Here is a 676-nt window from a genome sequence, read left to right on the forward strand (position 1 = left end):
GTGATTCGGCTTGCGTTCCCTTCCAGCTTGATTTCTTTGAACAATAACCCCGTTAGAGGTAGAAATAAAGGCTGCAAAAGTCACTGCAATCTCGAACACCTTTCGCTTACAATAAAAACAGCTTAAAGGATGTTTCAGCAATTTCTTTTTCTTTCGTTATCCAGTTTTCAAGGTGCAATTATCTTGTCGTTCACACGACAGGAATCATAGATTAACACATTATTCGACAACTTTCAACAAGTAAATGTTGGTAAGTTATAATGTGATGTAATCCGCTTGGCGACGTCCTACTCTCCCAAGACCCTGCGGTCTAAGTACCATTGGCGCTGGAGGGCTTAACGGTCGTGTTCGGTATGGGAACGTGTGGTTCCCCTCCGCCATCGCCACCAAACGAATGACTAGACATAATGAAAGAGAGCATCCAACATTTGCATGAACAAAGAATAAGCAATTATGCTTTTCTTTTTTCTATGCAATGTGTTTACTCTTTCAAAACTGACAACGAGTAAGCGATAAACTGCCATGTTTATCCGAACCTCATCGGGTTCGGGTATTTCCTTAGAAAGGAGGTGATCCAGCCGCACCTTCCGATACGGCTACCTTGTTACGACTTCACCCCAATCATCTACCCCACCTTCGACGGCTAGCTCCCTTGCGGGTTACCCCACCGGCTTCG

2 rRNA genes are annotated in these 676 nt (G+C 44.5%); both read right to left on the reverse strand.

What is annotated here, in order from left to right:
- Positions 1 to 274: 274 nt before the first annotated feature.
- A 5S ribosomal RNA gene (gene rrf, locus AB4Z29_RS32315) occupies positions 275 to 391 on the reverse strand.
- 171 nt (positions 392 to 562) lie between these two features.
- A 16S ribosomal RNA gene (locus AB4Z29_RS32320) occupies positions 563 to 676 on the reverse strand; the annotation flags it as partial.

Origin of the sequence: Paenibacillus sp. 2TAB23 (assembly GCF_052115165.1) — a bacterium.
Lineage (GTDB): Bacteria > Bacillota > Bacilli > Paenibacillales > Paenibacillaceae > Pristimantibacillus.